The organism is Actibacterium pelagium, assembly GCF_002285415.1.
GTDB lineage: Bacteria > Pseudomonadota > Alphaproteobacteria > Rhodobacterales > Rhodobacteraceae > Actibacterium_B > Actibacterium_B pelagium.
The window spans coordinates 253752-275028 of sequence record NZ_NSBU01000006.1 but is presented as its reverse complement, the minus strand read 5'-3'; the positions used below and the strand labels follow the sequence as shown (position 1 = coordinate 275028).

General features: G+C 57.4%; 21 protein-coding genes. 10 read left to right on the top strand and 11 right to left on the bottom strand.

Features of this window, described 5'->3' with window-relative positions; all coding sequences use genetic code 11:
• Positions 1-4: 4 nt before the first annotated feature.
• From CLM58_RS08165 to CLM58_RS08145, 5 genes are all read left to right on the top strand, one after another.
• Complete coding sequence (locus CLM58_RS08165) at positions 5-490, top strand: HugZ family pyridoxamine 5'-phosphate oxidase (RefSeq protein ID WP_095595442.1); 486 nt, start codon at positions 5-7, stop codon at positions 488-490.
• 174 nt (positions 491-664) lie between these two features.
• Positions 665-1885 carry a hypothetical protein gene (locus CLM58_RS08160; RefSeq protein WP_095595441.1) on the top strand — a complete coding sequence of 407 codons (1221 nt, stop codon included), beginning with the start codon at positions 665-667 and terminating at the stop codon, positions 1883-1885.
• A 69-nt stretch (positions 1886-1954) separates the two neighbouring features.
• Complete coding sequence (locus CLM58_RS08155) at positions 1955-2941, top strand: hypothetical protein (protein WP_095595440.1); 987 nt, start codon at positions 1955-1957, stop codon at positions 2939-2941.
• A 188-nt stretch (positions 2942-3129) separates the two neighbouring features.
• Entirely contained in the window at positions 3130-3909 is a 780-nt protein-coding gene (locus tag CLM58_RS08150; RefSeq protein WP_095595439.1) for an HAD-IIB family hydrolase, read from the top strand.
• Between the two features lie 18 nt (positions 3910-3927).
• The gene (locus CLM58_RS08145) at positions 3928-5151 is read left to right on the top strand and encodes a glycosyltransferase family protein (RefSeq protein ID WP_095595438.1); all 1224 of its coding nucleotides are present in this window, start codon (positions 3928-3930) and stop codon (positions 5149-5151) included.
• On the opposite strand, the gene CLM58_RS08140 is transcribed toward CLM58_RS08145, so the two are convergent.
• Together CLM58_RS08140 and CLM58_RS08135 are read right to left on the bottom strand one after the other, a co-directional pair.
• A complete protein-coding gene (locus tag CLM58_RS08140; protein ID WP_095595437.1) occupies positions 5148-6893 on the bottom strand; it encodes an alpha-amylase family glycosyl hydrolase in 1746 nt (581 codons plus the stop codon). The two genes, CLM58_RS08145 and CLM58_RS08140, sit on opposite strands and share 4 nt — an antisense overlap.
• 151 nt (positions 6894-7044) lie before the next feature.
• Positions 7045-7482, bottom strand: coding sequence for an RrF2 family transcriptional regulator (locus tag CLM58_RS08135; protein ID WP_095595436.1), 438 nt, complete (start codon positions 7480-7482; stop codon positions 7045-7047).
• Positions 7483-7637: 155 nt separating this feature from the next.
• On the opposite strand from CLM58_RS08135, the gene CLM58_RS08130 reads away from it, so the two are divergent.
• The 3 genes from CLM58_RS08130 to CLM58_RS17125 all read left to right on the top strand — a co-directional run bounded on the left by CLM58_RS08130 (position 7638) and on the right by CLM58_RS17125 (position 10133).
• Positions 7638-8468: a 2-dehydro-3-deoxygalactonokinase gene (locus CLM58_RS08130; RefSeq protein ID WP_158221880.1), complete on the top strand. Its 831-nt coding sequence runs from the start codon at positions 7638-7640 to the stop codon at positions 8466-8468.
• A 96-nt stretch (positions 8469-8564) separates the two neighbouring features.
• Positions 8565-9050: a flavin reductase family protein gene (locus CLM58_RS08125; protein ID WP_095595606.1), complete on the top strand. Its 486-nt coding sequence runs from the start codon at positions 8565-8567 to the stop codon at positions 9048-9050.
• Positions 9051-9173: 123 nt separating this feature from the next.
• Positions 9174-10133 (top strand): YceI family protein, encoded by a 960-nt coding sequence (locus CLM58_RS17125; RefSeq protein ID WP_158221879.1) that lies wholly within the window; start codon positions 9174-9176, stop codon positions 10131-10133.
• A 48-nt stretch (positions 10134-10181) separates the two neighbouring features.
• On the opposite strand, the gene CLM58_RS08115 is transcribed toward CLM58_RS17125, so the two are convergent.
• The 9 genes from CLM58_RS08115 to CLM58_RS08075 form a co-directional block, all read right to left on the bottom strand.
• Positions 10182-11444, bottom strand: coding sequence for an isoprenylcysteine carboxylmethyltransferase family protein (locus tag CLM58_RS08115; protein WP_158221878.1), 1263 nt, complete (start codon positions 11442-11444; stop codon positions 10182-10184).
• 58 nt (positions 11445-11502) lie between these two features.
• Complete coding sequence (locus CLM58_RS08110) at positions 11503-12282, bottom strand: succinate dehydrogenase iron-sulfur subunit (protein ID WP_095595433.1); 780 nt, start codon at positions 12280-12282, stop codon at positions 11503-11505.
• A 12-nt stretch (positions 12283-12294) separates the two neighbouring features.
• Positions 12295-14100, bottom strand: a complete 1806-nt coding sequence (sdhA, locus tag CLM58_RS08105; RefSeq protein ID WP_095595432.1) for a succinate dehydrogenase flavoprotein subunit — start codon at positions 14098-14100, stop codon at positions 12295-12297.
• Positions 14101-14113: 13 nt separating this feature from the next.
• Complete coding sequence (gene sdhD, locus CLM58_RS08100; RefSeq protein WP_095595431.1) at positions 14114-14485, bottom strand: succinate dehydrogenase, hydrophobic membrane anchor protein; 372 nt, start codon at positions 14483-14485, stop codon at positions 14114-14116.
• 10 nt (positions 14486-14495) lie between these two features.
• On the bottom strand, positions 14496-14879 hold the full coding sequence (gene sdhC, locus CLM58_RS08095; protein ID WP_095595430.1) for a succinate dehydrogenase, cytochrome b556 subunit: 384 nt from the start codon (positions 14877-14879) through the stop codon (positions 14496-14498).
• A gap of 281 nt (positions 14880-15160) precedes the next feature.
• Positions 15161-16195, bottom strand: coding sequence for a MaoC family dehydratase (locus CLM58_RS08090; RefSeq protein WP_095595429.1), 1035 nt, complete (start codon positions 16193-16195; stop codon positions 15161-15163).
• A 36-nt stretch (positions 16196-16231) separates the two neighbouring features.
• Entirely contained in the window at positions 16232-16777 is a 546-nt protein-coding gene (locus tag CLM58_RS08085) for an NnrU family protein (protein ID WP_095595428.1), read from the bottom strand.
• A 17-nt stretch (positions 16778-16794) separates the two neighbouring features.
• Entirely contained in the window at positions 16795-17646 is an 852-nt protein-coding gene (locus tag CLM58_RS08080) for an HpcH/HpaI aldolase/citrate lyase family protein (RefSeq protein ID WP_095595427.1), read from the bottom strand.
• 89 nt (positions 17647-17735) lie between these two features.
• The gene (locus CLM58_RS08075; protein WP_095595426.1) at positions 17736-18491 is read right to left on the bottom strand and encodes a sulfite exporter TauE/SafE family protein; all 756 of its coding nucleotides are present in this window, start codon (positions 18489-18491) and stop codon (positions 17736-17738) included.
• A gap of 159 nt (positions 18492-18650) precedes the next feature.
• Between CLM58_RS08075 and mdh the strand changes: the two genes are divergently transcribed.
• Both mdh and sucC read left to right on the top strand, forming a co-directional pair.
• A complete protein-coding gene (mdh, locus tag CLM58_RS08070) occupies positions 18651-19613 on the top strand; it encodes a malate dehydrogenase (RefSeq protein WP_095595425.1) in 963 nt (320 codons plus the stop codon).
• 468 nt (positions 19614-20081) lie between these two features.
• On the top strand, positions 20082-21275 hold the full coding sequence (gene sucC / locus CLM58_RS08065; RefSeq protein ID WP_095595424.1) for an ADP-forming succinate--CoA ligase subunit beta: 1194 nt from the start codon (positions 20082-20084) through the stop codon (positions 21273-21275).
• The last annotated feature ends 2 nt before the right edge of the window (positions 21276-21277 follow it).

Genomic DNA, 21277 nt, shown 5'->3' with positions numbered 1-21277 from the left:
CTCGATGCCAGCCAAAGCCCCCTTCCAACCTGTTGATAATGAAGCCAGATCGCTCGCGAATGAGTTGATCGACACAGCCCGCTTTGGCGCGCTGGCCGTCCTGTCGCCAGAGACCAGGGCACCATCGGTCACGCGGATAGCAGTCGGCACAGACCTAGACGGAACCCCCATGACGCTGATCTCCAACCTCTCCAGCCACACAGCAGCGTTAAAGGCGGACCCCCGGTGTTCTTTGCTGGTCGGAGAGCCCGGACCCAAAGGCGATCCACTAACCCACCCGCGCCTGACGCTGGATTGCGAAGCAGAGTTCCTGCCGCGCGACACCGACGCGCACGCCGCACTTCGTGAACACTACCTCAAGTCCCACCCCAAAGCCGCGCTATACGTTGATTTCGCGGATTTCTGCTTTGTCCGGCTTCACGTCAACCACGCCCTTTTGAACGGAGGTTTCGGCAAGGCATTCAAACTTAGCGCGTCAGATCTGTCGTAAACCACTCCAATCTGGGGACAATGGGGCACACACAGAGCCACAATCCCTTATTTTGAAGCAATCTATCCGTTCAGAAGCTAGACAGCTTAAAGGATTTTCGCCACTCTCGGGCTATTGAAGATCAAAGCGAGGTTCGCGTTTTGATCAAAGTTGATTGAGTGGGGACGATACCCAATGCGATGGGGATTGCTGTTCGACGACATTGCGGCCCGTTTGTTTGGTCTGGCGGGGCTGTACGTGTGTTTTCTGTATGCCAATCTCGTGCAACAACCCGTGGACCCAGACCTGAGCACCGAGTTCAAGGCGGGGCTGCTTCTGTTTACCGGTGCCGGGGCACTGACCTACCTAATACCCTCGTTCCATGACAGCGCCATTAAGATTAGCCGAGGGATCCTTGGCCGGATCGTCTTCGTACTATGCAGTCTTGCCTGGGGCGCAGTCGTAGCCTTTGGGCTAGAGATGTCTGTGCGCAGTGGGATTGGCCCCATACCAGCCGAATTCGGGCGCATCGCCGTCAGCGCGATGGTGTTTGGCTTCGGGGCCTATGTTTTCCTTTTCCTGTTTCCGCTTGGCATTTCCTATCGCTATGCCGCTAATTTTGGCGGCCAGGCTACCTATTCTCCGACGACCTCGGGTGCCTATCATCCGGGCAGTGGCCGGATGCCAGAGCCAAAAATGCAGGTCGATATAGGCCCCAGAAACCGTGACATTTTCGACTTCCTTTTACGCCTGCCTCTGCTGGCTGTTCTCGGCGTAACAGCCTTCGCATTTCTGACAGACTCTGTTGCTCCAACGCTGGAACTTGATCAGATGGCCACCAAGTTTCTGATCCCCGGCATGGCTGCCGCAGCTTTGTTGATCCTGTTCAAACCTGTAATGACGATGCTTCGGCGCCCCATTGTTGATGCGCAACGCATGCCTGCATTGAAGAAGCTGCTGTTTGTCGTACTTGCCCTGCCTGTCTTCTCGGTCATCCTGTTCTATTCGGTCACCTATCACGCAATTCCATGGGTCTGGCAAAAGATGAACCCTGCTCCAGAGGCAAGCTTGCGTTACGTTGTCAGTAAGAACGGTTTGAACGACGTTGTGGACGGGTGTCTGGGCCTGCATTTCCAAGAAGCGGAAGACCGCGCTTTCACGTTGTGCAAACTTGATGCAGCGATCACCAACGACCTGCTTCCGGGTGACGTGATCGAGGGCACCGGAAGCCTAAGTAGATATGGCCACAGTATGAGCGCGCTCCGCGTGGTCAGCCGTGTGCCCCGCGGCCCAGTCGCACCGCCCGCTCCGGCAGTGATTTTGGACGAAGAGGGCAACCCGATTGAGGTCGAGCCTGATGCGGAAGAAGACGCAGAGACAGCGGCGGCCGACAGCGACAACACCCCTGACAGCTGACCTCCTGACGCATCCAAATCATCCGCGTGGGCGGTTCCCTTTTCCCGAATTCCGACCTAGGGTCCGCGCATGTCGAAGTTCAACATCCTGATCGCTGCTCAATCCGGCCGCCTGCAATACGAAGCAGCGCTGTTCGTTGCGTCGTTGCGCCATTCCGACCCCGGGTTCAAAGGTCGCATGATTGTGGCAGAGCCTCAGCCCGGTCCGCGATGGTGGGATGGCGACCCGCGTATCAACAACCCCGATGTGCGCGCCCTTCTGGAAAAGCTGGGTGCAGAAATCCTGCCCTTTGACACAGAACACTTCGGCGCAGGCTATCCGCAGGGCAACAAGATCGAAGCACTTAAGGTTTTGCCGAAAGGTGAACCCTTTATCTTCTTCGATTCAGATACGCTTGTGACCGGGGCCCTGTCAGAGGTTCCTTTTGACTTCAGCCGCCCAAGCGCCAGCATGAACCGTGAAGGCACTTGGCCTACAATCGAGCTTTATGGGCCGGGCTACTCTGAGACGTGGAAATCGCTTTACGACCGGTTCGGCTTGGACTTCGAAAGCTCTTTGGATCTGTCGCAGCCAGAGGAATACTGGCAGCGCTACATGTACTTCAACGCGGGCTGGTTCTTTGGCCCCTGCCCTGACGCCTTTGGCAAGCGTTTTGCAGAATACGCGACCACGATCCGCGATGACGCACCCGAGGCTTTGGTCTGCCAGGAACTGTATCCGTGGCTGGATCAAATCGCTTTGCCGCTTGTGATCCATGCACTTGGTGGCGGGCGTCCGGGCCCCGAACTGGATGGGCTGGATGGTGACGTGACCTACCATTGGCGCATATTGCCGCTGATGTATGCCCGTGCGCCAGACCGGGTGATTGAAGTGATGGAAAAGGTCGCCGCTCCGAACAAGATCAAGAAGGTTCTGAAACAGTATGAACCTTTCCGCCGAATGATCTTTCAACCCAAGGGCCAGAAGGCTCGGGCGTTGTTTGACCGTGACGCCCTGCCCCGCAAAGAGCGGGCAATCCGCAATCAATTGAAGCGATCGAACCTCTGGATGCGCTAGGATTCACGGGCGTCGCATTTTTAAGCAGCGCGGCGCAATTTTCCGCAAACCGCAGCAAGGTCGTGGGGTTTTGCTGATTTCTTAGGCGTTTCCGCCCGCGCTAATGTTGTCACACCCTGTTTGAAGCGAAAGGTTAAGCGCAACCTGACGCCAGCCTGCCAGCTGATCCGACAACCGGAGCTTCATTCATGACCCTTCCTCCCCTGATCGTTTTCACCGATCTAGACGGGACGTTGCTGGATCACGAAACCTATAGCCACAGCGCCGCGCTTCCGGCTTTGGAACGATTGAAAAGCCTGCGCATTCCGGTCGTGCTTGCCTCTAGCAAAACCGCGGCTGAGATCGCACCGATCCGTCAGCAGATGGGGTTTGCCGACGCGCCCGCCATCGTTGAAAACGGGGCCGGGCTGTTGAACCCGGGTCAAAACAGTCTTGGCGATTCAACAGACTATGCACAGATCAGAGCAGCACTCGACAGCCTGCCCGAAAACCTGCGCGCGCCGTTTCGCGGGTTCGGTGATCTGGGCATCGGTGGCGTCGCACAGGCCACAGGTCTGTCGCCGGAAAACGCCTCATTGGCCTGTTTGCGCCAGTTCTCTGAACCCGGGCTTTGGTCGGGACGCCCAAAGGACCGAACCGCATTCATCAATGCCTTGGCCAAACAGGGGATCAGCGCCCGCGAAGGCGGACGCTTCCTGACCTTCTCGCTTGGTAGCACCAAGGCCGACCGGATGGCGGAAATAGCAGACAGCTTTGGCGCCCCCCCATCGGTTGCCTTGGGCGACGCGCCCAATGATGTCGAGATGCTTCAGGCGGCAACCTATGGCGTAATCATCGCCAATCCGCACCGGCAACCCCTACCCAATCTGCGGGGTGAAGAGACCGGTCAAATCCGCCGCACGAACTTGCCTGGTCCGGAAGGCTGGAACGCGGCGATCAACGAGATTTTGAACGAACTAGGGCTTTGACCCGGAAGGAGACCACCCTTGGCTGATTTTCACCAGAACGGCAACGTTGCCACGCTGCACAACCTGCGCACCAAGTCGGTCGAGACCCTGAACCACGAGCTGACCGCAATCGGACACAGCCGCAAGATCGGGCTGATCCTACCGTCGCTCTACTCGGAACTGGAAGGCGAAGCGCTGCCCAAGATTTTGGATGAGCTGTCCAAGGTTACCTATCTGCATCGCATCGTAATTGGACTGGATCGCGCGGATGAGGCGCAGTACCGGCACGCGTGCGAATTCTTCAGCCGCCTTCCTCAGGACCATGTCGTGATCTGGAATGACGGACCGCGGATGAAGGAAATCCACAAACGGATGGACGACCTGAACATCGACCCCGGCGAACTGGGCAAAGGTCGGAACGTATGGTTCTGCATGGGCTATATGATGGCCTGCGCCGACACGTCGGTCGTGGCGCTACATGACTGCGATATCGTGACCTATGATCAGGAGCTTCTGGCCCGTCTGGTTTATCCGGTGGCCAACCCCAACTTCCGCTACCAGATGGCCAAGGGCTATTATCCCCGTGTAGGTGGCGGCAAGCTGAACGGCAGGGTCAGCCGCCTGCTGGTCAGCCCGATCCTGATTGCCCTGAAGAAGGTCATTGGCGACCGCGATTACCTCGATTTCCTGCGCTCGTTCCGGTACCCGCTGTCGGGCGAGTTTGCGATGCGCATGCCGATGCTGCCCGACTTACGTATTCCGTCCGACTGGGGGTTAGAGATCGGCACGCTTTCAGAGGCATGGCGCAACCTTGCGCCCTCTTCTGTCTGTCAGGTCGAACTGACCGACAATTATGACCACAAACACCAGCCCGTGTCGGAAGAGGATGCCTCGAAAGGTCTGTCGCGGATGTCCGTCGATATCAGCAAGGCACTGTTCCGCAAACTGGCCGCCGATGGCACGGTGTTTACCGAAGAGGTCTTTCGCACATTGAAAGCCACCTATTATCGGACCGCGTTGGACCTGCTGGAAAACTATCAGGCAGATGCACAGATGAACGGTCTTGCCATTGATCGCCATGCCGAAGAACAGATGATCGAGTTGTTCGCCCAGAACATCATGACCGCCGGTCAGGTCTTCATGGACAACCCCTCGGCCACACCCTTCATCCCGACGTGGAGCCGTGTGCACTCTGCCGACACCACGCTGATGAGCGATATGCTAAAAGCTGTCGCCGCAGACCGGGAAGCCTTTGGCGTCTAACTGCGGTTGCTGATCCACCGACACTGATACGGGGCAAGCGTGATGTCGCCGCCGGTTGCTTTGATCTCTTCCCCAGTCAGCAGGTCCACCCATGTTTCCCCGCCGATCAGGTTGATCGACAGAGGCGAGACCGTGACCTCGTCCAAGCTGACATTGTGCAGAGCAAAGATCGACTGATCGCGATCCAGTCCCTGCCGCCAAACGCCAAAGACACGCGGATCCAGATGTAAAGTGAATTGCGTCGCATTGGGGTGAAAGGCCTCTTGCGCACAGCGGATCTGGATCCGACGACGCATCTCGCCCAGCACACGCGACTGGGTGCTATTGGGGTCTTCCAGAAGCGCTTTCAGCTTCGGGTAATCCCACCGGTGCCGGTTGATCGCGCGGTTTGCGCCGGTCTTTTCGACGCCAACATGATCGTTCGGCGTGGCAAGCAAAGAGTGAATGTAGAAAGCCGGAATACCCTCTAGCGCCATGACGATCGACTGGCTGCACAGGAAGCGTTCGATCTGCCAGTCATCCGGCCCGTCAAACGTGCCCTTCATCGCGTCAAAGAAGGTGATGTTCAGCTCATATGGTGCCTCGCCGCCATCAGGCAGGGCCCGCATGGACACGCGCCCGCCAAAGGCCTTCACCGTGTCGACGATCTGCGCCTTGTCGTCCTCGGTGATGATCCCCTCGGCCGGACGCATCCCGATCCCGTCATGGCTGGCCGAGAAGTTCAGGTAGGCGCACCCAAGCTGCGCCGGTGGCATCGACATTTGCCAACGATGCAGATACTCGGCCGTTCCCGACATCATCGCATGCAGGATCAAAGGCGGCAGCGAGAAGTTATAGATCGAATGGGCCTCGTTCCGGTTCCCGAAGTACGACAGGTTCTCGACATTGGGCACGTTGGTTTCGGTCAGTAGAACCAGCGGTTCATGGGCAAAGTCGCACAGCACCCGCATCAACTGCACGATGGCATGGGTTTGGTGCAAATGGATACAGCTTGTGCCGATCTCTTTCCATACGAAGGCCACCGCATCCAACCGGATAATCCGCACGCCATTGTCGATATGCAGGCGCATGATCCGCAGGAATTCCAACAGGACCTCGGGGTTGCGGAAGTCCAGATCAACCTGATCGTGGCTGAAGGTGCACCAGACATGGCGGGTACCATCTGCTGTTTCGACCTCTCGCAGCAGCGGGTGCGTCCGGGGGCGAACCACCTGGCTTAGATCGTCTTCGGGCGAGGCTTCGAAGAAAAACTTGTCGAAGGGTTTATGGCCTTGAAGATAACCATTGAACCACGTCCCCTGACTAGAGACATGGTTCAGCACCAGATCCGACATCAGCTTGAACGAACCGGCGATGCGCTGGATGTCCTCCCAGTTGCCAAGGACAGGATTGACCGCGCGGTAGTCGGTGACCGCGAAACCGTCATCCGAGGTATAGGGAAAGAACGGCAGGATATGGACGGCATTCACCGTGTCGGCCAGTTGCTCTTCCAGAAAATCGTGCAGCACATCCAAGGGCTTGTGCTTCCCGTCCTGAAGCGAGTTGCCATAGGTGATCACCATCGCATCCTGCGACGACCAAAGACGATTACCCGGCGCGCGCGCACGTTTGCGACGGGGCGCGGCGTCGGGCCAGAAGGCCTCGACCACTTGGCTGGCAAGGATGTCTGGATCGAGATCGGGATAGATCTGCGCAATCAGGTCAGCAAGTTTCTGGCTTAAAGTCGGGGAACGGCTGGTCATTGTATTGCACGCTTTGGGGGTACTCTTTCTTGAATGCCCCCCACCCGTCAAACGAACAAGCCCAAGACCAGAATTTCACCGAAATTTGGGTAATTTCATGGGGTTCTGGCACGGTAGTGCCAGTGAATTGTGCAAAGCTGTATTCGGGGCCTTACGCCTCGGCCATCAAAATCCCGCACAACTGGTCATTGTCTTGGGTCAAGTCGCGCAAATTCACCTTGTCCAGCTCAGCGTAAAAGGCCTCTTGTGCGCGTGAAAGCGTTCCCTTCAGGCGACAGGCATTTTTGATCGGACAGGTGTTTTCCCCACCGGTAAAACACTCTGCCAGTGGCAAGGTCCCTTCAAGCGAACGAAAGACGTTGCCCACAGAGATGTCCTTGGGCTCTCTGTTCAGCTTAATCCCACCGCCGCGTCCACGCAGCGTGTCCAGAAAGCCAAGTCGGGAAAGTTGGTTGATGACCTGGGCCAAATGGTTCTCCGAGGTGTTGCACGCCTCGGCAATCTCGGACTTTCGCACGATCCGGCCTTGGTTGACGGCACAGAACATCAACGCCCGCATGGCGATATTTGTTCTCATCGTGATACGCATCTTCGAAGTCCTCCTCGGTAAAAGCTAATTGTGAGCTATACCATTTCCGAGGGGTCCCCCTTGATCTGGATCAGTTTTGCCCGATCACGCGAAAGATTGCGTGACGCGGTAAAATCGGGGAAGGATGGCGCGCAAGCGAACAGGGGATGGATCACGTGACTACGATTTGGATTGCGGCCGAAATCAAGGCCGGATGTACCTTCCTTTATGCGGTTGACCCCTCGGGGCAATTGGCCCGCAAGACGTCAATCACTGCGCCGGACGAGGCCGCGTGGATTGCCGCAGTCACGGAATTTGCCGAAACAGAGGACGCGGCTCTGGTGACTTGCGGCATGGCCAGTGACGGGTACCGCCCGTTGCCCGCAAAACCGATCGCCGAGACTCTGGCCCCCAAAGTCTGCGGCCCCCTGACCCGGATCGGCATCAGAGGTCTTAGCCAATCAAGCCCAACTGCGATCACCAGCGGGGCCGAAACCCGTATATCGGGCTTTTTGTCCCTAAACCCCGATTTTGACGGTGTCTTGTGCCTTCCCGACATGGAAACAACCTGGGCCCATATCAGTGCGGGCGAAGTTGTCAGCATGCAGACTTTCGCCACCCAACATCTGGCAACGGCGCTGTCTGACGAGGGCGAATGCGCCCTGCCCGACCCATCCACCCCAGAGTTTGACGACGCCCTGTCCGATACGATCAGCAAGCCTGAAAGGTTGGCTGCCAAGCTTGCCTCCGCCCGCGCTGAGGCGCGCCTTCAGGATCATGCAGGGAACACTCTTCAGGCACAGACTTGGGGGGCGCTGCTTGGCGCCGAACTGTCGGCGACCCGTCCGTATTGGCTGGGCCAGCAAGTGGCCGTGATCTCTGAGCCCAAACTTGGCGCGCTTTATTCCGCAGCGCTTGGCAAACAGGGGCTGCCACCGATCCTTGCAGATGGCGAAGCGATGCTTCTGAAAGGCTTCGCACTGGCGTGGAAACGCTGTAAATCCTGACGTCACCTTGGGTATTGCCACTTTGCTTTCCGGCACCCCACCCCTATGTTGCCCGACACGCAACATGTACACAGCCCATGGAAGCGCGACACTCGCATGACCGACGCACCCCTTCTTGACCCATCTGACCCCCGCGCCCTGCGCGATGCCTTCGGGTGTTTTGCTACCGGGATCACCTTGGTCACAACGCAGACCGAAGACGGCCCGGTCGGGTTTATTGCGAACAGCTTTTCGTCGCTCTCGCTGGATCCACCTCTGATCATGTGGGCCTTGTCCAACCACGCGCGCCGCAGACTGTTCTTCGAGAATGCGGAACACTTTGCTGTCCACGTGCTACGCGACGACCAAAACTCTGTTTGTGAAGCTTTCACCTCTCGTCAGGATGCGTTTGATGATCTGAGCCTATCGAAGAACGCAGACGGGGTGCCGGTTATCGACGACTGCCTTGCTCGGTTCGACTGCCAGCGGTACGCAAGTTACCCCGGTGGCGACCACCAGATCATACTGGGGCAAGTCAACGCTTTCACGCATGGCCCGGGCAACGGGCTAGTTTACCTGCGCGGAAAGTTTTTTACAGCTTAGAGCTGTAATTGGTAAAAATTTTACAGGTATTTTCTTAGTCCCGTCACAAACATGCCCGAAAGCGCGGTATTGTTAACTTGTTGCGGATGGGAAAGCGCAACAATTAAGGATGGAGGGAATAAGATGCTGAAACCCATGGCTTTGGCCGCGATAGGTTTCTTTGCACTATGTGGCAGCGTACAGGCGCAAAACTGGGAACTGGATTCGTCAGTTTCCGAGGTCTCTTTTGGCTCTATCAAAAGAGATTTTGCCGGCGAAGTGCACCGCTTTGATAGTGTGTCCGGTTCTGTTTCAGAAGATGGCAACGTCGAGGTGAACATCGACCTGACATCGGTGAATACCAATGTTGATCTGCGCAACTCTCGGATGATCGAGTACGTCTTTGGCAGCTATACCAGCGCTGCAATTCGCACTCAGATCGATATGGATCGTCTGGGGCAACTCCCTGTCGGCGGGACAGAGATTTTCTCTATTTTCGGAACTTTAGAATTCCTTGGCAAAGAGCATAACCTTCAGCTTGATGTTGTGGTAGCTCGGTTGTCGGACCTGCGGGTCATGGTGAACACGCGAAACATGATCTTCCTGAACGCTGAAGATATGGGAATTACCGATAGTCTGGCCAAGCTGGCCGATCTGGCGGGTTTGCCCCAGATCTCTGGTGCTGTCCCGGTTACGCTGCGGTTTGTTTTCGATGGCCAGGGCGCTGTCGCGGCTGCAACACAGGTTCAGGTTGCCAGCGCCAATGCGCAAGAGGTTCGGTCAAGCTCTACGCTTGCCGCTCAGGGTAACGCCCAACGTGGGATCAAGGTCTACATGAAGTGTTTTGCCTGCCATTCGGTCAAAGAAGGCCGTCACGGTACGGGGCCGTCGCTTCACAATGTTTTGGGGCGTCCGGCAGGTACGCAGGAAGGTTATCAATACTCAGATGCCCTTGCCGGCGCTGGCTTCCCCTGGACAGAGGACGAACTGGCCAACTACCTGACCAACCCGGCCGCCTATATTCCCGGCACGTCTATGGCGTTTGAGGGTCTGTATGAACAGGGTGATATTCAGGACCTGCTGGCCTATCTCGCCGCGCAGTAAGGCACTAACATCTCACATACCCAAAAGGCCCGGACATGTGTTCGGGCCTTATAGTTTCAGGGCCGCCTGACGAATTCTTTGAAGCAGCCCATGCTGCGCAATCCATTCGGAATAGGCTTGGTACTTGGGCTCTTCCATAAGATGACGCTCTTCAGTCTTGGCGCGCCAATAGTAGATCGCACACACAGCAGTCAAAAGAACACAACTGCGAATGGCCTCTGCCGGTCCATTTAGGGACAAGAAGGGCACATACAGCATCCACCAGAAGACACATTTGGACAGGTAAGCCGGGTGTTTAAACAGGCTATAGGGACCCGCCGTGATGATACCCCGGTTCGTGAGGTTCGAAAACCGAAGCCCAAAGATCACAGTGGCCCATGCATAGATCACGGTAAGGATTACAAGGCAGAGCCCCCAAAACGCTAGCAGTAACGGATAGCCTTGGAACCACTGCCACCACTCAACCGTATTCGCGCGATAATCCAGAATCTGCCCGCTCGCCATCAACGCAAAGGGCGGGTAGCAAATCAGCGCGGCAACCCACCCGGCAAGGTATGGGTTGGCGGTCCGAATATGGCTGTCCAAAATCCGCAGCGAGAAGATATACCCAACCGTCCCAAAGCAGACATCGACCAGAAAGAGCAACGGGATTGCAAAGAACACCAGCACCTTGGGGTCATTGGCCAGCTCCGAGAAATCGAACAAGATGACGTTCTGATACATCGGCAGAATGACACTGAACATGAAGGACAGGAAAAAGCCCTTCACCGCCCAAGATAGCAGATAGTTGCTGATCTCGGGCCACTCGACCTGACCCCAACGCCCCAGAACAAGATTGCCGAATTGCCAAAGGCTGTCGCGCGGCTGCGACATGAACCGCGTCGTCAGCAGAATATAGAAGGGCGACATCAGCAACAGCCCTTGCCCAACAGACCCCAGAACCACGTAGTAATAGTCGAACTTCGCGTCGCTATAGGTCCGCAACACAAAGTAGGCAGCCCCGATCAAGGCAAATGTCGCAAGAAGCCCAACCAGTTTCACCCCGGCAAGAGAGAGCGCTTCGTCCCAGGGGGTCGGGGCGCCAAAGTCAAATCCGGCGGTTGGCGCGCGGTGCACCTTTTCGACAAGCACATCCCACAGGACCATCGGGATGGCCGCGCTGGCCAGCATGATCAATGGCCCAACCGTCCCCGTCACCTCGCCCATTCGCAAAAGAAAGAGTGCAATGACAAAGCCGACCAACCCAATAAGGCCAGTCCAATTCCGCACATCCGATGTCGGACGACGGTCTTCCGTCGGGCTCTTAAACAAAATGCGCCTCATCTGCTCGATGGGCGCATTCTGAAGGTCTTTTAGTGAAGCGGCAAGCTTAGACGAGACGCTCTACCATCATCTTCTTGATCTCGGCGATTGCCTTGGCCGGGTTCAGGCCTTTCGGGCAGGTTTTCGAGCAGTTCATGATGGTGTGGCAGCGATACAGCTTGAAGGGATCTTCCAGCGCATCCAGACGTTCACCTGTGGCTTCATCGCGGCTGTCGATGATCCAGCGATAGGCGTGCAGCAGCGCTGCCGGGCCAAGATAGCGGTCGCCATTCCACCAGTAGCTCGGGCAAGAGGTCGAGCAGCTGGCGCACATGACGCATTCATACAGACCATCAAGCTTTTTGCGGTCTTCGATCGACTGACGCCATTCTTTCGCCGGACGGTTGGTCTTGGTTTCCAGCCAAGGCATGATCGAGGCGTGCTGCGCATAGAAATGGGTCAGGTCCGGGATAAGGTCCTTGACCACCGGCATGTGCGGCAGCGGGTAGATTTTGACATCACCCTTGATCTCGTCCAGACCATAGATACAGGCCAGCGTGTTGATCCCGTCGATGTTCATCGCACAAGAGCCACAGATGCCTTCACGGCAGGACCGACGGAAGGTCAGGGTCGGGTCGATCTCGTTCTTGATCTTGATCAGCGCGTCCAGAACCATCGGGCCGCACTTGTCCATGTCCAGGAAATAGGTATCGACCTGCGGGTTTTTCCCGTCGTCCGGGTTCCAGCGGTAAATCTGGAACTTACGAACATTGGTCGCGCCCTCGGGCTTCGGCCAAGTCTTACCCGTGGTGATTTTCGAGTTCTTGGGGAGTGTGAATTGAACCATTTCCGTATCTCCTTAGAACGTCCGCGCTTTCGGCGCGATTTTCTTCAGGCTGATGCCGCCTTCGTCTTCGTTGGTCAGAGGATCAACGATGACCGGGCGATAGCTTAGGTCAACCTTGTTGCCTTCGACGCGGCTGACGGTGTGGACGCGCCAGTTCTTGTCGTCACGCTCGCTGAAGTCCTCGTGCGCGTGGGCGCCGCGGGATTCCTTACGCGCCTCGGCACCGTGGATGGTGGCCAGCGCGTTCGGCATCAGGTTGGTCAGTTCCAGCGTCTCCATCAGGTCAGAGTTCCAGACCAGCGAGCGGTCGGTAACCTTCAGGTCGTCCATTTTGGCTGCAATCGCGGTCATCTTCTCGACGCCAGCGGCCAGCGAGTCAGAGGCACGGAAAACCGCGGCATCCGACTGCATGGTCTTCTGCATCTCAAGGCGAAGATCGGCGGTTGCAACGGAACCGTTGGCATTGCGCAGACCGTCGAAGCGATCGAAGGCCGCATCGACCGAAGCTTGGTTCAGCGTCTGGTTCGGGGTCGACGGATCGACAACCTTACCGGCGCGGATCGCGGCGGCGCGGCCGAAGACCACAAGGTCGATCAGAGAGTTCGAACCCAGACGGTTCGCACCGTGGACCGAGGCGCAGCCTGCTTCACCAACAGCCATCAGGCCCGGCACAATCGCGGTCGGGTCTTCGGCGGTCGGGTTCAGCACTTCACCCCAATAGTTGGTCGGAACGCCGCCCATGTTGTAGTGAACGGTCGGCAGAACCGGGATCGGCTCTTTAGTCACGTCAACACCGGCGAAGATTTTCGCGGACTCGGAAATACCCGGCAGGCGTTCGGCCAGTGCTTCGGCAGGCAGGTGATCCAGATGCAGGAAGATGTGATCGCCCTCCTCACCCACACCACGGCCTTCACGGATTTCCATGGTCATCGAGCGAGAGACATAGTCGCGCGGCGCAAGGTCTTTGTACTGCGGTGCGTAACGCTCCATGAAGCGCTCGCCTTCCGAGTTCACAAGGTAACCACCTTCACCACGGGCGCCTTCGGTGATCAGACAGCCAGAGCCGTAGATACCGGTCGGGTGGAACTGCACGAACTCCATGTCTTGCAGGGCCAGACCCGCGCGGGCCACCATGCCGCCACCGTCGCCGGTGCAGGTGTGGGCCGAAGTGGCCGAGAAATACGCGCGGCCGTAACCGCCGGTCGCCAGAACCACCATCTTCGCGTTGAAGACATGCATGGTGCCATCGTCCAGCTTCCAGCAGACGACACCCTGACATTCGCCTTCTTCGGACATGATCAGGTCGATGGCGAAGTATTCGATGAAGAACTCTGCGTTGTTTTTCAGCGACTGGCCATACAGCGTGTGCAAGATCGCGTGACCGGTCCGGTCTGCTGCCGCACAGGTCCGCTGAACCGCGGGGCCTTCACCGAATTCGGTGGTATGGCCGCCGAAAGGACGCTGATAGATCTTGCCTTCTTCGGTGCGCGAGAACGGCACACCGTAGTGTTCCAGCTCGTAGACCGCCTTGGGCGCTTCGCGGGCCAGGTATTCCATGGCGTCGGTGTCACCCAGCCAGTCGGACCCCTTGACGGTGTCATACATGTGCCACTGCCAGTTATCGGGGCCCATGTTCGACAGGGATGCGGCGATCCCGCCCTGCGCCGCAACCGTGTGCGAGCGGGTCGGGAAAACCTTGGTCACACAAGCCGTGCGCAGGCCTTGTTCCGCCATGCCAAGCGTCGCCCGCAGACCGGCGCCGCCAGCACCAACGACCACGACGTCATATTCATGCGTCTCGTATTCGTATTCAGCCATTGTTGGTGTCTCCTTACAGCGCCATACGCGCCAGGGCGAACAGGCCCGTGGCGATGGCGGCATAGCTGATGCAGGTTACGGCAATGATCAGGATATTGCGGGTCAGCCCGTGCGTATAATCCTCGATCGCGACCTGCGCGCCGTTCTTGAAGTGGATGAAGCCCGCGGTGATGGTCAGGCCGGTCAGAATCGCCGGGAAGGGACGCGAGAAATACTCGGCAACCACTTCATGCGGCTGGCCCAGCATCGGGCCGAATGTGAAAACGAACAGCGGAACAAGGATCAGTAGCGCAGCAGAGCTGACGATCATGTTCCAGTGATGCTCGGCGCCAGATTTGGCAGAGCCCATGCCCGAAGCGCGTTTGCGGTCAGTCAGAAAAGCCATGTCTGTCCCCTTATACGATCGCGATGGTGAAAAGGGTCAGGAACAGCGACCCGCCAATGATGATCCAGCTCATCTTGTCGGACGATTTGACGTCCAGACCGTAACCGGCATCCCAGATCAGGTGACGCAGGCCCGCCAGCAGGTGGTACCAAAGCGCCCATGCCGAACCCAGCATGATCAGATCACCGACGAAAGAGGTCAGAACCCAATCCGCGGTTTCAAAGTATTCGCCGCCATAGGACGCGGCGAGCAGCCACCAGACCACAAGGATGGCCCCCAAAAGAAGGGCGTTCCCGGTGATACGAGTGAAAATCGACGTCGCCGAGTTCAACTGTGGGCGGTAAATTTGAAGATGCGGGGAAAGCGGACGGTTCCCCCTGTTCACATCAGCCATAAGATGTCCCTCTCGCTAGCGCTTAGCGCGTTGCTTTCGGTTTGTGATATCAAATTTTTTCAGAGAGTCACGCAGTTGGAATCGGATTTCGACTAAATCGCCCTCAGATAGCGTTAACTGCGACCAGATGCTCCACAACTTCAGGAAATGTGATCACACAAAACCAAAGCGTGATCACAAAGCCTGTATGCCAACTATCGAGTCGTCAGCTGAATTCTTACAAACCACCATAGGTTCATGATTTGTAACGATTCTGGCCAATGAAATTAGGCCAAAGCCGATTACATCGGCATCAGCGCCCAATAATCCAGATCCAGCAGGACTTCGGGTAGGTACTTGCCGTCTTCACCCTTCAACTGCCCCACTTCGGCACCATGTTTGGTGGCCACCAGACGCAGACGTACTGCGCCGACGCCGGGTGCGGATGTCTCGGCCTTGTCCAGAACCTCGGACCACGCGCGCACGGTCAGGCCGCTGAAGCAGGGGTTCGCATGCGCGCCGCCGTTCAGGCCAACGATCATCTGCGCATTCGCCAGACCGTTGAACGACAATGCCCGCGCCATGGAGATAACGTGACCACCGTAGATCAAGCGCTGGCCATCTGGGCGGAAGGTCGCGTCGAAATGTACCTTCGCCGTGTTCTGCCATAGACGGGTCGCCATCATGTGCTCGGCTTCCTCGATGGTGACGCCGTCGACGTGGTCGATCAGCTCGCCCACCTCATAGTCGCCAAAACGATGTGGTTCGCCTGCCAGAGTGAAATCATAGTTGGTGAAGTCCAGGCCTTCGGGGATCACCAGATCGTCGACCGACAGAACCTTCGACAGTTCCGGGATCACCGTCTCAGGCGCCGGGGCGTCCAGATTGTTCTTTCGCACCATTACCCATCGGACATAATCCAGAACGACTTCGTCGCGCTGGTTCAGGCCACGGGTACGCACGTAAACCACGCCCGACTTCCCGTTCGAGTTCTGCTTCAGCCCGATCACTTCCGAGGTAGAGCGCAGCGTGTCACCGGGATAGACCGGCTTCAGGAACTTGCCCTCGGCATAACCAAGGTTCGCCACGGCATTCAGCGACACGTCCGGAACGGTTTTACCGAAGACTGTGTGAAAGGTGATCAGGTCATCCACCGGAGACGCCGGCAGGCCCGAGGCCCGTGCGAATTCATCCGAAGAGTACAAAGCATGGCGCGCCGGATACAGCGCGTGATACATCGCGCGCTCGCCGCCGGACACGGTGCGCGGCACCGCGTGGTCAATTACCTGACCGACAGCGTAATCTTCAAAAAACCGGCCCGGATTGGTCTTGGCCATCTCTGCTCTCCTAATTCAGTATTTCTGTGGGGCCCGTCAGCCAAAAGGCGACGGCCCGATCATTCCGTGGATGTATCCGATGACTCCCACCAAAACGGCGGACGCGACAAGGAACATTCCGTCCTTTGCGATCGTGCCTTTGGGGTTCGGGGTCCAGTCAGGCTCTGCCCGGTTGATGACGATGATTTCCGTGATAGCCCAGACACCCAGGCCACCGAACAGGATCAGCGAAGCCACATCGCCATTCACGAAAAGGTGCGCAGCGGCCCAGATGATGAACCCTGTAAGCATCGGGTGGCGCATCTTGTGAAACAGCGCGCCCTTCTTCGGCCCCGGGCTGGTAAAGTACAGGGCGATCAGCATCAGCAGGCTGACCAGATGATTGCCCCAAACCGGTGCTGCCCAAAGCGGCGAGTATTCCGACGCTTTGTAGCCAAACACCATCAGCACGATCGAGCCCAACAGGACCAGCGCCACCAGCCCCTTACCCTTATCCCCCATCGGCTCTCGCAGTGAGGGCGCGATCCGCTTGAACAGGTGGGCGAGGGTCCACAAAAGCAGTCCGAGGATAAGAAGGGTCATGGCAAGTGTCCTTTGGCTTAGCTCGCCAAAGCTGCAATCGCGCTTGCTTTGGCAAGGATTTCCTTTGCCGTAACGATATGCAGATTTTCGACGATCTTGCCATCGACAACTGCAACGCCCTGCCCCGATTTCTCGGCTTCTTCGAACGCTTCGATTTGACGTTTGGCCAGATCGATCTCTTCCTCAGTCGGGGCAAAGGCGTCATTGCAAACCTCGACCTGCGCCGGATGGATAAGGGTCTTGCCGTCAAAGCCCATGTCACGGCCCTGCTCGCATTCGACCTTCAGGCCTTCATTGTCTTTGAACGCGTTATAGACGCCGTCGACGGCCACGATGCCCTCGGCGCGGGCGGCCAGAAGGCACAGCTGAAGGCTGGTAATCATCGGCAGACGATCCGCGCGGAAGCGGCATTTCAGTTCCTTGGCAAGGTCATTGGTGCCCATGACGAAACCGGCCATGCGCGGATGCGCGGCAATCTCGCCGGCGTTCAGCATGCCAAGCGGTGTTTCCATCATCGCCCACAGCGGCACATCCGGGATCAGGTCGGCCACAGCCTGCACATCAGCGGCAGAGTTCACTTTCGGGATCAGGATCGCCTCGATATCCGCGCCAACAAAAGCCGCGACATCGTCTTTGCCCCACTGGCTGTCCAGACCGTTGATCCGAACGATCCGCGCCCGCGCCCCGTAGTCCGCTGTCTTCAGCGTCTCGGCCAGCAGGTTGCGCGCGTTTTCCTTCTCGTCGATGGCGACCGCATCTTCGAGGTCAAAGATGATTGCATCGACCGGCAAGGTCTTTGCCTTTTCCAAGGCACGCTCTTTCGAGCCGGGGATATACAGGACGGAACGATAAGGGCGCGGCTGATCCATGATTCTTCCTCTGGTAACTTTGTTGCGCAGAAGATGCCAAAAACGCACAAATACGCAAGCCCTGATTTGCCGCATTGCAGCGGAAACTATCAGGTCAGCGCATCCCAGATCAATTTGCTTCCCGTCACCAGCAGCAGAACATAGGTCAAAGCAAAGAAATTCCGCTCTGATATTCGGTGGTGTGCAAAGACGCCCAACCAAACGCCGATCAAGGCCACCGGGGCAAGGATAAGGTCTGCCAGCAGGATGGATCTGTCAAAAGAGCCCGACCACACCAAGGGGGCAAGCTTGGCAATATTGACGACGAAGAACACGATGACGGTCGTGGCCTGAAACGCCGTCTTATCCAATCGCCGCCCCAGCAGATAGATCGCGGCGGCGGGCCCTCCGGCATGGCTGATGAAACTGGTGAACCCCGAAACGGCACCGGCCAGCAACCCCAGTCCGGTTCCCGGCAGCCGAGCTGGCGGGCGCAGCCAGTTCAAGCTCATCGCCAACCGATAAAGAACAAAGAGCACGGAAATGAGGCCAATCAAAAACCGCAACACATCCGGGTGGGTCAGGCTGAACAACAGATACCCCAAGGCAACACCCGGCATCGCGCCAATGATCAGAACCTTTGCGGCATGTGTATCCCATTGTTGCCAATAGGCCCGCAACGAGGCGACATCCATCAGCATCAGCAAGGGCAGCAACAAGACCAAAGCCGCCGCAGGCTCTATCACCAAGGCAAGAATCGGCGTCGCAACAAAGGCCGCTGCAGAGCCGAATCCACCCTTCGATATCCCTGCGAAAATCACCGCCGGGACAGAAACTAGAAACAAGATCAGGCTAAGCTCAATCACGCGGTAATCCGGATTTCTTGGCAACCAAGCAAGGTTTAGCGCACTGAATTCCGCCTGCCCAGATGTCGCGACAGAATTGCCGCACAGCAGCGGACTTGCGCGAAGCCGTGTAAATCGTTAGGCATTCGCGCAATTTCAACCAGATCAGGGACCTATACAATGGCCAGACCCAAGATCGCGCTCATCGGCGCCGGACAGATTGGCGGCACCCTTGCCCACCTCGCAGCAATGAAAGAATTGGGCGACGTTGTCCTCTTCGACATCGCAGACGGCATCCCGCAGGGTAAAGCTCTCGACATCGCAGAATCCGGCCCGTCGGAAGGTTTTGACGCCGCAATGTCCGGCACCACCGACTACGCCGACATCGCTGGCGCAGACGTTGTCATCGTGACCGCAGGCGTTCCGCGCAAGCCGGGCATGAGCCGTGATGACCTGCTGGGCATCAACCTGAAGGTCATGAAGTCGGTTGGCGAAGGCATCCGCGACAACGCCCCTGATGCCTTCGTGATCTGCATCACCAACCCGCTGGACGCGATGGTTTGGGCCCTGCAGCAGTTCTCGGGCCTGCCCGCGAACAAAGTTGTCGGCATGGCCGGCGTTCTGGACTCTGCTCGCTTCCGCCACTTCCTGGCAGAAGAGTTCGACGTGTCCATGCGCGACGTTACTGCCTTCGTTCTGGGCGGCCACGGCGACACCATGGTTCCGTCGGTTCGTTATTCGACCGTTGGCGGCATCCCGCTGCCGGATCTGGTCGACATGGGCTGGACCACTCAAGAGAAACTGGACGCGATCGTTCAGCGCACCCGTGACGGTGGCGCCGAGATCGTTGGCCTGCTGAAAACCGGTTCGGCCTACTACGCGCCTGCAACCTCGGCCATCGAGATGGCAACCGCGTACCTGAAAGACCAGAAGCGCGTTCTACCTTGCGCCGCATATTGCGACGGCGAGTTCGGCTTGAAAGGCATGTACGTTGGCGTTCCGACCGTGATCGGCGCAAACGGCATCGAAAAAGTCGTCAACATCACCCTGTCCAAAGAAGAGCAGGAAATGTTCGACAAATCAGTCGCCGCCGTTCAGGGCCTGGTTGACGCATGCAAAGGCATCGACCCGTCGCTGGCATAAGCCATCCGGCAAAATGATTAGACGGCCCTGCCATTGGCGGGGCCGTTTCTTTTTGGCCTGTCAGTCAGGTTGTCAGTTGGGCATATTGCACTGGCATCTGCGATGCGAAGGCCGCCAGCAAGCTGACAGTTTCTTTCACGGTAGTTACCACGCTCTAAGCTGCTTTCCAAACACAGCCCGACTATAGTTCGTGCACTGATCTTCGCGTAATTCTTGTTTGGCTGACCTGTCCGGCCATTGCCAGACCGGTTCTGCAGGATTAAGGAAAGCCCAATATAACAAGGGAATACTGCAAGTCCGCCTTGAGTCGCGATCACAGCTTATCAAAATGTGATCACACATTTTGGGGGTGTGATCACAAATCGTATGTTTAGCGCTAAAATCTAATATTTTTGTGAAATTTTGTATGTGCCCCCCCTTAGACGTGCAAAGAACGCGGGGTACTTTAACCAGAGATGGGACAGATTCATGAACATTCATGAGTATCAGGCGAAGGCTCTCCTTCGTGAATACGGCGCCCCGGTTTCGGACGGCCGCGTCGTACTGAAAGCGGAAGACGCTAAAACCGCAGCAGGCGAGCTTGATGGCCCGCTTTGGGTTGTCAAAGCACAGATCCACGCGGGTGGCCGCGGCAAGGGCTCTTTCAAAGAAGCTGACGCTGGCGAAAAGGGCGGTGTCCGCCTTGCCTTCTCGGTTGAAGAAGCTGCTGAAGAAGCCAAAAAGATGCTGGGCCGCACCCTTGTGACGCACCAGACCGGCGCGCCGGGCAAGCAGGTGAACCGCATCTACATCGAAGACGGATCCGACATTTCCCGCGAACTGTACCTGGCCTTCCTGGTCGACCGTCAGTCTTCGCGCATTTCGATCGTTGCCTCGACCGAAGGCGGCATGGACATCGAAGAAGTCGCAGCCTCGACCCCCGAAAAAATCCTGACCTTCACCATCGACCCCGCCACCGGCTACATGCCGTACCACGGCCGCCGCGTTGCGTTCGCTCTGGGCCTTGAGGGTGCACAGGTCAAGCAATGTGTTGCTCTGCTGAACAACCTCTACCGTGCCTTCGTCGAGAAGGACATGGAGATGCTGGAGATCAACCCGCTGATCGTCATGGAAGACGGCAACCTGAAGCTTCTGGACGCCAAAGTTGGCTTCGACGGCAACGCGGTTTACCGCCACGCTGACGTTGCGGCCCTGCGCGACGAGACCGAAGAAGATCCGAAAGAACTGGCCGCATCGAAGTTCGACCTGAACTACATCGCGCTAGACGGCGAGATCGGCTGCATGGTCAACGGTGCGGGTCTGGCGATGGCCACCATGGACATCATCAAACTGTATGGTGCCGAGCCTGCGAACTTCCTCGACGTTGGTGGCGGCGCCACCAAAGAGAAAGTGGCCGAGGCGTTCAAGATCATTACTTCGGACCCGAAAGTCAAAGGCATTCTGGTCAACATCTTCGGCGGCATCATGCGCTGTGACGTCATCGCTGAAGGCGTTGTTGCGGCTGTCAAAGAAGTTGGCCTCGAAGTTCCGCTGGTCGTCCGTCTGGAAGGTACCAACGTCGAAAAAGGCAAAGAGATCATCAACACCTCTGGCCTGAACGTCATCGCCGCCGACAACCTGTCGGATGGTGCCGAGAAAATCGTAAAAGCGGTGAAAGGCTAAGA

Coding starts and splice junctions, on each gene's coding strand:
- CLM58_RS08155 (WP_095595440.1), top strand. CDS start 1,955: ATGTCGAAGTTCAACATCCTGATCGCTGCTCAATCCGGCCGCCTGCAA.
- CLM58_RS08080 (WP_095595427.1), bottom strand. CDS start 17,646: ATGGATCAGCCGCGCCCTTATCGTTCCGTCCTGTATATCCCCGGCTCG.
- CLM58_RS08160 (WP_095595441.1), top strand. CDS start 665: ATGCGATGGGGATTGCTGTTCGACGACATTGCGGCCCGTTTGTTTGGT.
- sdhD (WP_095595431.1), bottom strand. CDS start 14,485: ATGGCTTTTCTGACTGACCGCAAACGCGCTTCGGGCATGGGCTCTGCC.
- mdh (WP_095595425.1), top strand. CDS start 18,651: ATGGCCAGACCCAAGATCGCGCTCATCGGCGCCGGACAGATTGGCGGC.
- CLM58_RS08085 (WP_095595428.1), bottom strand. CDS start 16,777: ATGACCCTTCTTATCCTCGGACTGCTTTTGTGGACCCTCGCCCACCTG.
- CLM58_RS08110 (WP_095595433.1), bottom strand. CDS start 12,282: ATGGTTCAATTCACACTCCCCAAGAACTCGAAAATCACCACGGGTAAG.
- CLM58_RS08090 (WP_095595429.1), bottom strand. CDS start 16,195: ATGGCCAAGACCAATCCGGGCCGGTTTTTTGAAGATTACGCTGTCGGT.
- CLM58_RS08135 (WP_095595436.1), bottom strand. CDS start 7,482: ATGCGTATCACGATGAGAACAAATATCGCCATGCGGGCGTTGATGTTC.
- CLM58_RS08165 (WP_095595442.1), top strand. CDS start 5: ATGCCAGCCAAAGCCCCCTTCCAACCTGTTGATAATGAAGCCAGATCG.
- CLM58_RS17125 (WP_158221879.1), top strand. CDS start 9,174: ATGCTGAAACCCATGGCTTTGGCCGCGATAGGTTTCTTTGCACTATGT.
- sdhA (WP_095595432.1), bottom strand. CDS start 14,100: ATGGCTGAATACGAATACGAGACGCATGAATATGACGTCGTGGTCGTT.
- sucC (WP_095595424.1), top strand. CDS start 20,082: ATGAACATTCATGAGTATCAGGCGAAGGCTCTCCTTCGTGAATACGGC.
- CLM58_RS08140 (WP_095595437.1), bottom strand. CDS start 6,893: ATGACCAGCCGTTCCCCGACTTTAAGCCAGAAACTTGCTGACCTGATT.
- CLM58_RS08150 (WP_095595439.1), top strand. CDS start 3,130: ATGACCCTTCCTCCCCTGATCGTTTTCACCGATCTAGACGGGACGTTG.
- sdhC (WP_095595430.1), bottom strand. CDS start 14,879: ATGGCTGATGTGAACAGGGGGAACCGTCCGCTTTCCCCGCATCTTCAA.
- CLM58_RS08125 (WP_095595606.1), top strand. CDS start 8,565: ATGACCGACGCACCCCTTCTTGACCCATCTGACCCCCGCGCCCTGCGC.